Here is a 9,266-nt window from a genome sequence, read left to right on the forward strand (position 1 = left end):
CATCCTCACCCTTGACCTGAGGAGCGGCAATCGCTGACCATAAAGTGTCAACGATGTCTCCGCACGTCTGTCAACCATGTCCCCGGTCTATACACCGCCGCAAAGAAAAGTAGGCAAAAGAAAGCGGCTAGAAGCCCCTGCTAAGCGGGTCCCGCAGCTCGCTCAGGGTAGTGGTGCATCTGGAATCTGTGTTCGTGCCACTACATGCTCTTGTGACAAGGGCGTCATACTTCCGGCGGCGCTGCGCGCGCCGAAGAGCCGTTCATAAAACCACGCGCTACGTTCTGACGCTTCCGCCTCGCCAACGGGTTGCGGCTCGTCATTGCACGCCCACGGCTACCGCGATTTTGATTGGAATGGCAACTGCGGCTGCGACGGTGATTGCAGCACACCGAAATATTATTTTTTAGTCGGGGTCTCCAGGTGAGTGGAGAGGCGCGTCGCCGAGGCGAAGCCGGCGGCCCCCACAGACCTCAACCGAAGCCCATGGTTTCCCATGCAGACCCGTCCGCGACGCACGCAGTGCGGAGTGGGAGCTGATGAATCCTTTGTCACTAACGCTGAATGTGAGAGAACACGGATTCCAGTCGCACCACTACCCGTAGCAGACCACGGTGCCCACTTAGCAGGGGCTTCTAGCCGCTTTCTTTGCTTATCTTTCTTTGCGGCGGCAAAGAAAGTAAGTGCCGCCCCGCACAGGGGCAACACTAATAGACCACTAACAAAACAAGGAAAGGCCAAAGCCCTAATAACACGGCCAAATGCCGCCGCAAAAGGCAAAAAACCTAAACACTACAAGCAGCCCCACCAGAAGCAGCAATCTCCCGCGCGGCCTTAGCGCCCTCAACCTGTAATAGAGTCGGCAACGAAACCCCATTCTTAGCCGCAGTAACCTCAGCAAGAATAGAAACCGCAATCTCAGGCGGCGTCCGACTGCCAATATAAATCCCGACCGGCCCATGCAGCCGGGCCAACTCGGTATCGTTCAGATCGAACTCCTTCAACCGCTCGCGCCGCGCCTGATTATTCCTTCTCGACCCCAAAGCGCCCACATAAAAAGCCGGCGTCTTCAACGCCTCCATCAGCGCGAGATCATCCAGCTTAGGATCATGCGTCAGCGCAATCACCGCGCACCGCTCGTCGAGCTTCATGTCGATCACCGTATCGTCCGGCATCGTCCGCACAATCTTCGTGCCGGGAATGCGCCACTCCTCGGTGTACTCCTCGCGCGGATCGCATACGGTGACCTGATAATCGAGCCCAACCGCGATGTTGCACAGATAGCGCGACAACTGCCCCGCCCCGATCACCAGCATCCGGTAACGCGGGCCGTGAATCGTCAGCAGACGCTCGCCGTCGAAATGCACGCCGTCAGTTGCCAGCGCCGCGTCGAGCCGCACCGCGCCCGTCACCATGTCGACTTCGCGCGCCACCAGGCGGCCGTCTTCCACTGCATGGCACAGATCGGCAATGCCGCTTTGCTGCGTTAAAGGCTCCAGCACCAGCTGGATCGTGCCGCCGCAAGGCAGGCCGAAGCGATGCGCTTCTTCCGCGGTAATGCCGTACTTCACCGCCTCCGGGCGGGTCTGCTCAATACCCTTTTGCCGCACGCGGTCGATCAGGTCGTCTTCAATGCAGCCGCCCGAGACGGAACCCACCACAAGGCCATCGTCACGCACCGCGAGCATCGCGCCCTCGGGACGCGGCGACGAGCCCCACGTCTTCACCACCGTCACCAGTAGCGCGCGATGTCCCTCTTCCAGCCAACGTGCGCTGGACTTCAGGACTTCGAGATCCACGCTGTCCATGATTTCTTCCTTTTCGTTCCGTCGCCGCCGGACTCAGTGTCCGCGGCCTCATTCGATTCTGTATTCTGCGCCGCCGCGTCGGTTGCTGCAGCGTCGCCGACATCCGGGGCCGTCGCGCCGTCAGCGTCGCCGCCGACTTGCGCGCCGAAGCGCTTGAAAAATTCGCCCGCGATTTTACGTGCAGCGCCGTCGACCAGCCGCGAACCGATCTGGGCGAGCTTGCCGCCGACCTGTGCCGTCGCCGTGTACGAGAGCTTCGTCGCGGCGTCGCCCTCGGGTTCGAGCGTGACGCGCGTATTGCCCTTGCCGAAGCCCGCCGCGCCACCCTGACCTTCGAAAACGATGGTGTAGCTGTTCGGCGCCTCGATATCGGTCAGCAGCATACGCCCTTTGAAGCGCGCCTTCACCGGACCGACCGATGCGCTCAACACCACCGCATACGCGTTTTCGCCATCCGGGTCGATGCTCTCGCAGCCGGGAATGCACGCGCGCAAGATTTCGGTATCGTTTAGCGCATCCCACGCGCGCTGCTGGGAAACCGGCAGCGTATGGGTTTCACTTAATTCCATGGCGTTGCTCCTGCAGTTGTCGTCGCGGAGACGGTCGAACGAGGCGCGCGTGTGAGCTGCGCGAGGTCGCGGCCGAACGCCGTCAGACTGTCCAGATTATGAACCGGGCGATGTGCGTCGACGTACGGCAGAATCGCCTGCACGCCGCGCGCTTTCGGTGAAAAACCGCTGAAACGCAGCAGCGGATTGAGCCACACGATACGGTGTGCGAAGCGGCGCAAGCGGGCCATTTCGGTGTCGAGTACGTCGATCGCTTCGTGATCGAGGCCGTCGGTGACGAGCAGCACCGTGGCTCTGCCGGTCAGCACGCGACGTGCCCAGCGCCGGTTGAATTCGGCCAGCGCCGCGCCGATCCGCGTGCCGCCTGACCAGTCGACCACCAGATCGGTGAGCGCCGCGATCGCCACGTCGGGATCGCGCTCGCGCAGCGCGCGAGTCGCGTTGGTCAGGCGCGTGCCGAACAGGAACACCTGCAGGCGCTCACGCGATTGCAGAAGCGCGTGGCAGAAGTACAGGACCGCGCGCGAATAGCTGCTCATCGAGCCGGAGATATCCAGCAGCAGCACGAGCGGCGGTTTGCGTTCCACCACCGCGCGATACTTCCACACTGTCCAGTCGCCACCGGCGCGCACCGCTTGTCGTGCGCTCGCGCGCAAATCGGCATGTGTGCCGTGCGACGCGGCCTTCAGGCGGCGCGTCGGCTCGGTGGCAAGCGGCAGACGCTGGCCGCGAATCAGATGCCGCAACGTCCGCCATTCGTCAGCGGAAAGCGTTTCGAAATCGCGATGACGTAACCGCTCTTCCGCACTAAAGGTAACGTGCGCGCGTAGTTCGTGTTGTTCGGTTTCCTGTGGCGCCTTGCTGTGCGGCGAGGGCGGCGTGCGTACGGCAAGCGCGTCGGCGAGACGGTTGTTGCGTTTGGGTGGCGGCAAGCCATCGCGGACTTTCGGCAGCAGCAGCGCGCGCAGCTTGCCTTCCCAATCCGGGTCGCGCCAGAACAGATCGAAGGCGGCGTTGAAGAGGTCGCGTTCGTCCGGCGCGGAGACCAATAACGTGGCGAGCGCGGCGCGCACATCGTCGCGGCGGCCCAGGTCGATCCAGTGCAACGCGGCGAGTGCATCGACGGCTTGCGCCGGTGACATCGGCAAGCCCGCGCCGCGCAGCACGCGCACAAAGTGGACGACGTTGTGGGCGAGCGTGGGCGTATCGATCGGTGCGACCGACGTGCTCGAAGTATCGGCGACGGTGGTCATCGCCGTTATCCCGGCGTCGCGAGACATTGCGCGATCTGCGCGGCGTCGATGCGCGCCAGATCGTCCTGATACTTGAGCAGCACACCCAGGGTGTTCTGTACGGACTGCGGATCGAGCTCCGTCACCGATAACGCTTCCAAAGCGCGGCACCAGTCGATCGTTTCGGCTATGCCGGGCGCCTTGAACAGATCCATGCCGCGCAGCCGATGTACGAAATCGACCGCGCGCCGCTGCAATTCAACCGATGTCTGCGGCGCGCGCGCGGCGACGATCTCCAGTTCACGGTCGCGCTCGGGATAGCCGATCCATTGATACAGGCAACGGCGTTTCAACGCGTCGTGCACTTCGCGCGTGCGGTTCGACGTCATCACGACGAGCGGTGGCTGTTCCGCGCGCACCGTGCCGTATTCGGGAATCGATACCTGGAAGTCCGACAGCAGTTCCAGCAGAAACGCTTCGAATGGTTCGTCGGCGCGGTCGATTTCGTCGATCAGCAGCACGCGCCGCGCGCCTGGATGATTTTCGTCGGGCATCAGCGCTTGCAGCAGCGGACGCTTCAACAGGAATTCGCTGCGATACAGCGTGTCGTTGCCGGGCCGCTCGCCGGCGGCTTCGGCGAGACGCAGCGCCATGATCTGGCGCGGGTAGTCCCATTCGTAGAGCGCGCTGGCGGTGTCGAGCCCTTCGTAGCATTGCAGCCGCAGCATCGAGGTGCCGAGCATCCCCGCCGCGGCTTTGGCGAGTTCGGTCTTGCCGACGCCCGGCTCGCCTTCGACGAACAACGGCCGCTCCATGCGCAGGGCGAGATACAACGCGGTCGCGAGTTCGCGGCTGGCGAAGTAGTTTTGGGCGGCGAGTTGCGCGAGAGTGTCGTCGATGGAAGCAGGCTGCATGGTGTTCCTGACTCTGCATGGTGAAGAGCAAAACGGCGCGCTCGTCCGTGTCACTCATACCGTCGGCGGAACGGAGCGAATGAACGCGAGCGTCGCGCCACACCGCGTGCGTGATCGAACACGGCTGACGCGCTCCGCCGAGACACGTCAGCCGCAAACTGCAAGGATCGCTAACCGTTCGCTTTCGTCACCGCTCGCCCGGCCAACACCGGGATCAGATGCGCGCGATATTCGGCGCTCGCGTGCATATCGGTGTTCAGGTCGGCGTCGGATACGGTTACCCCTCGCGCGGCCTCGGGCGTGAAATTCGCCGTCAGTGCGCTTTCCAGTTCCGGCACGCGAAATACCGAAGACGCCGCTCCTGTCACTGCGACACGCACGCCGCTCGCGAACTTCGCGACGAACACGCCGACCAGTGCAAAGTGCGACGCCGGGTTACGGAATTTCTCGTAAGCGGCGCGCTCGGGCACGGGAAACTCGACGGCCACGATCAACTCGTCGGGCGCCAGCGCGGTCTCATACATGCCGACGAAGAAATCGCTCGACGAGATTCGTCGCCGATCGGTGACGATGGTCGCGTCCAAGGCCATCGCAGCAGCCGGATAGCAGGCGGCCGGATCGTTGTTCGCGAGCGAACCGCCGATGGTGCCGAGCGCGCGCACCTGGCGATCGCCGATGTGCCCGGCGAGGTCCGCGAGCGCCGGCAGCACGCGCCGCAGCTCCGCATGGTCCGCGACGTCCGCATGGCAAACGGCGGCGCCGATCGTCACCTTGCCGGCATCGACGGTGATCGATTTGAGCGCGGGAATCCGCGTCACGTCGATCAGTTGCGACGGCTGCGCGAGCCGCAGACGCATGGTGGGCAACAGGCTCTGTCCGCCGGCGATGAACTTGGCGTCACTGTCGGCAGCGATGGCTGCGGCGGCCGCTTTGGGATCCGTCGCGCGTTGATACTCGAATGAATACATGTCGAATGCTCCGCTCAGGATCTTAGTGGGGTTGCTTGGCTGCGTGGATCGCGGACCACACGCGATGCGGCGTTGCCGGCATTTGCAGGTCGGTCACGCCGAGCGGCGCGAGTGCGTCGAGGATCGCGTTGATCACGGCCGGCGGCGAACCGATTGCGCCTGCCTCGCCGCAGCCTTTTACGCCGAGCGGATTGTGCGTGCACGGCGTGCCCTTCGCGGTTTCGACGGTGAAGTTCGGCAGATCGGACGCATGCGGCATCGCGTAGTCCATATAGGAGCCGGACAGCAACTGGCCGCTCTCGTTGTCGTACACGCAGCGCTCCAGCATCGCCTGCCCAATGCCCTGTGCCAGGCCGCCATGCACCTGGCCTTCGACAATCATCGGATTGATCACGTTGCCGAAATCGTCGACCGCGGTGAACTGCTGGATACGGCAGACACCGGTCTCCGGATCGACCTCGACTTCGCAGATGTACGAGCCCGCCGGATACGTGAAGTTGGTCGGATCGTAGAACGCGCTTTCTTCGAGACCCGGTTCGAGCACGTTGAGCGGATAGTTGTGCGGCACGTAGGCGGCGAGCGATATCTCGGCAAATGCTTTGGTGCGATCGGTGCCCGCGACGCGGAATACGCCATCCTTGAACTCGATGTCTTCGGCCGCGGCTTCCAGCAGATGAGCGGCGATTTTCTTCGCCTTGGCTTCGATCTTGTCGAGCGCCTTCATGATCGCCGAGCCGCCGACCGCGATCGAGCGCGAGCCGTACGTACCCATGCCGAACGGAATGCGGCCGGTGTCGCCGTGCACGATCTCCACGCTCTCCAGCGCAATGCCGAGCCGGTCCGCGACCACTTGCGCGAAGGTTGTCTCATGCCCCTGGCCGTGACTGTGGGAGCCGGTGAACACGGTGACCGAGCCGGTCGGATGCACCCGAATCTGGCCGACTTCGAAGAGTCCGGCGCGTGCGCCCAATGCGCCGGCAATGTTCGACGGCGCCAAACCGCAGGCTTCGATGTAGCACGAGTAGCCGAGGCCGCGCAGCTTGCCGTTCTTTTCGGATTCCTGCTTGCGTGCCGGGAAGCCTTTCACGTCCGCTAGTTCGAGCGCACGGCTCAGCGTGGCCTCGTAGTCGCCGGTATCGTAGGTGAGGCCGACCGGCGTCGCGTACGGAAACTCGCGGATGAAGTTACGACGGCGGATTTCGGCCGGATCGATCTTCATCTCACGTGCGGCGGTTTCGACCAGACGCTCGACCACGTACGTTGCTTCCGGACGGCCGGCACCGCGGTAGGCGTCGACCGGGACGGTGTTGGTGAAGACCGCTTTCACCTCGGCGTAGATGGCGGGCGTCGCGTACTGACCGGCGAGCAGCGTCGCGTACAGGATGGTCGGCACGCTCGAGGCGAAGGTCGACAGATACGCGCCCATGTTGGCGATCGTGTGGATGCGCATCGCGAGGAACTTGCCGTCGGCGTCCATGGCCAATTCGGCTTTGGTCACGTGATCGCGGCCATGCGCGTCGGACACGAAGGCTTCCGAGCGCTCGGCGGTCCATTTGATCGGACGGCGAATCTTTTTCGATGCCCACGTCAGCGCCACGTCTTCGGCGTACAGAAAGATCTTCGACCCGAAGCCGCCGCCGACATCCGGCGCGATCACGCGCAGTTTCGATTCCGGCAACGACAGCACGAACGCGGCCATCAACAGGCGTTCCACGTGCGGATTCTGGTTCGCGACGTAGAGCGTGTAGCTGTCGTCCTGCACCGAGTAGCTTGCGTTGACCGCGCGCGGTTCGATCGCGTTCGGGATCAGGCGGTTGTTGACGATGTCGAGCGTGGTGACGTGCGCGGCTTTGGCGAAGGCGGCGTCGGTCGCGGCTTTGTCGCCATGGCCCCAGTTGTAGCAGACGTTGTCCGGCACTTCGTCGTGAACCGCGGCCTGGCCCGGATCGGACGCGTGCGCCGTGTCGACCACGGCCGGCAGCACGTCGTAATCGACCTCGATCAGTTCGGCGGCGTCTTTCGCGGCCTTGATCGAATCGGCGATGACGAGCGCGACCTGATCGCCGACGTGGCGCGCTTTCGTGTGCGCGATGATCGGATGCGGCGGCTCGTTCATCGGCTTGCCGTCGGTGCTGTGAATTAGCCACCCGCACGGCAGTCCGCCGACGCTGTCCGCGGCCATGTCCGCGCCGGTGAAGATCGCGACGACGCCGGGCGACTGTTTGGCCGCGGTGGTGTCGATGCTGTTGATTTTTGCGTGTGCGTGCGGCGAGCGCAGGAATACTGCGTAGGTTTGCTGCGGCAGGACGATGTCGTCGGTGTACTGACCGTTGCCGGTGAGGAAACGATAGTCTTCCTTACGTTCGACGGAAGTACCGATGAGGTGGGTGTCGGGTGCGTTCATCGTCGGCTCCTCAGGCGGTGGCGGGCGCAGTGGCCGCGGCATTGGCGTTGGCCGTGCCGGCGGACTTCATGCCTTCGGCGCCTTCGAGCACTGCTTTGACGATGTTGTGATAGCCCGTACAGCGGCAGAGATTGCCGTCGAGCTGGGCGCGCACGTCGTCGCCGGTGAGATTGGGTTGGCGCTCGACGAGCGAGACCGCGCTCATCACCATGCCGGGCGTACAGAAACCGCACTGCAGGCCGTGGCAGTGTTTGAAGGCAGCTTGCATCGGGTGGAGAGCGCCGTCTTTGGCGAGTCCTTCGATGGTGGTGATGGTTGCGCCTTCGGCCTGGACCGCGAGGATGTTGCAGGATTTGACTGCGCGGCCGTTCAGGTGGACCGTGCATGCGCCGCACTGGGCGGTGTCGCAGCCGATGTGCGTTCCTGTTAGGCGAAGTTGATCGCGCAGGAACTGGACAAGCAGGGTGTTCGGGTCGATTGAGGCGCTGATGGGCGCGCCGTTCACCGTCAGACTGATGCTGATCGCCATGAAGTTGTCTCCTTATGGGGTGAAACCGGACCTTTGTTTTTTCCTGCTTTCAGCTGCCTGCTCGTGGGGTCCGATTAGGGTGCTGCGGGTTTACTTTTTTTATGGGTCTGCCGAAAAGTAAAGCACAAATTGGGTGGGGGCGCTATTGGGTTGTGTGCCTGCTCGGCGGGTTTTGGGGTGGTTTTTGCCCGTTCGGGTGGGGGGTTGCCTGACGGCGCTGGTTTTGGGTTTTTTGCCTGCGTGGCGCTTTTGTCCGTGTTCTTGGGGCTTTGGCCTTTCCTTGATCTGGCTTTGGTGCCTTTCCTTGAATTGTTAGTGGTCTATTAGCGTTGCCCCTGTGCGGGGCGGCACTTACTTTCTTTGCCGCCGCAAAGAAAGATAAGCAAAGAAAGCGGCTAGAAGCCCCTGCTAAGTGGGCACCGTGGTCTGCTAGGGGTAGTGGTGCATCTGGAATCTGTGTTCGTGCCCGTGCATAAGCTTGTGACAAGGGCGTCATATTTCCGGCGGCGCTTCGCGCGCCGAAGAGCCGTTCATAAAACCACCCGCTACGTTTTGGCGCTTGTGCATCGCCGAGGCGAAGCCGACGGCCCCCACAAACCTCAACCGAAGCCCGTGGTTTCCCATGCAGACCCGTCCGCGATGCACGCAGTGCGGAGTGGGAGCTGATGACTCCTTTGTCACTAACGCGGAACGTGGGAGAGCACGGATTCCAGTCGCACCACTACCCGCAGCAGACAACGGTGCCCACTTAGCAGGGGCTTCTAGCCGCTTTCTTTGCTTATCTTTCTTTGCGGCGGCAAAGAAAGTAAGTGTGTAGTGGTTCAATGAACCTGGACACCTCT

The 9,266-nt window shown here is 62.9% G+C and carries 7 protein-coding genes; all 7 read right to left on the minus strand.

Going from position 1 to position 9,266, the window contains the following annotated elements:
* Nucleotides 1–785: 785 nt before the first annotated feature.
* Nucleotides 786–1,808 (minus strand): XdhC family protein, encoded by a 1,023-nt coding sequence (locus BM438_RS44090; RefSeq protein WP_093647811.1) that lies wholly within the window; start codon nt 1,806–1,808, stop codon nt 786–788.
* On the minus strand, nt 1,781–2,377 hold the full coding sequence (locus tag BM438_RS44095; RefSeq protein ID WP_093647814.1) for an SRPBCC family protein: 597 nt from the start codon (nt 2,375–2,377) through the stop codon (nt 1,781–1,783). The genes BM438_RS44090 and BM438_RS44095 overlap by 28 nt, the downstream gene beginning before the upstream one ends.
* Nucleotides 2,368–3,630: a vWA domain-containing protein gene (locus BM438_RS44100; protein WP_093647816.1), complete on the minus strand. Its 1,263-nt coding sequence runs from the start codon at nt 3,628–3,630 to the stop codon at nt 2,368–2,370. The genes BM438_RS44095 and BM438_RS44100 overlap by 10 nt, the downstream gene beginning before the upstream one ends.
* A 5-nt stretch (nt 3,631–3,635) precedes the next feature.
* Nucleotides 3,636–4,523, minus strand: coding sequence for an AAA family ATPase (locus BM438_RS44105; protein WP_054037965.1), 888 nt, complete (start codon nt 4,521–4,523; stop codon nt 3,636–3,638).
* 170 nt (nt 4,524–4,693) lie between these two features.
* Nucleotides 4,694–5,491, minus strand: a complete 798-nt coding sequence (locus BM438_RS44110; RefSeq protein ID WP_093647819.1) for an FAD binding domain-containing protein — start codon at nt 5,489–5,491, stop codon at nt 4,694–4,696.
* A 22-nt stretch (nt 5,492–5,513) separates the two neighbouring features.
* Nucleotides 5,514–7,895, minus strand: a complete 2,382-nt coding sequence (locus BM438_RS44115; RefSeq protein ID WP_093647824.1) for a xanthine dehydrogenase family protein molybdopterin-binding subunit — start codon at nt 7,893–7,895, stop codon at nt 5,514–5,516.
* A gap of 10 nt (nt 7,896–7,905) precedes the next feature.
* Nucleotides 7,906–8,424, minus strand: a complete 519-nt coding sequence (locus BM438_RS44120; RefSeq protein ID WP_093647821.1) for a (2Fe-2S)-binding protein — start codon at nt 8,422–8,424, stop codon at nt 7,906–7,908.
* Between the last annotated feature and the right edge of the window lie 842 nt (nt 8,425–9,266).

It is taken from the genome of Paraburkholderia aspalathi (assembly GCF_900116445.1).
GTDB classification, from domain to species: domain Bacteria; phylum Pseudomonadota; class Gammaproteobacteria; order Burkholderiales; family Burkholderiaceae; genus Paraburkholderia; species Paraburkholderia aspalathi.

What these genes read in the sequence shown, in the direction of transcription:
- BM438_RS44110 (WP_093647819.1), bottom strand. Translation starts at nt 5,491, where the DNA reads ATGTATTCATTCGAGTATCAACGCGCGACGGATCCCAAAGCGGCCGCC.
- BM438_RS44095 (WP_093647814.1), bottom strand. Translation starts at nt 2,377, where the DNA reads ATGGAATTAAGTGAAACCCATACGCTGCCGGTTTCCCAGCAGCGCGCG.
- BM438_RS44100 (WP_093647816.1), bottom strand. Translation starts at nt 3,630, where the DNA reads ATGACCACCGTCGCCGATACTTCGAGCACGTCGGTCGCACCGATCGAT.
- BM438_RS44105 (WP_054037965.1), bottom strand. Translation starts at nt 4,523, where the DNA reads ATGCAGCCTGCTTCCATCGACGACACTCTCGCGCAACTCGCCGCCCAA.
- BM438_RS44090 (WP_093647811.1), bottom strand. Translation starts at nt 1,808, where the DNA reads ATGGACAGCGTGGATCTCGAAGTCCTGAAGTCCAGCGCACGTTGGCTG.
- BM438_RS44120 (WP_093647821.1), bottom strand. Translation starts at nt 8,424, where the DNA reads ATGGCGATCAGCATCAGTCTGACGGTGAACGGCGCGCCCATCAGCGCC.
- BM438_RS44115 (WP_093647824.1), bottom strand. Translation starts at nt 7,895, where the DNA reads ATGAACGCACCCGACACCCACCTCATCGGTACTTCCGTCGAACGTAAG.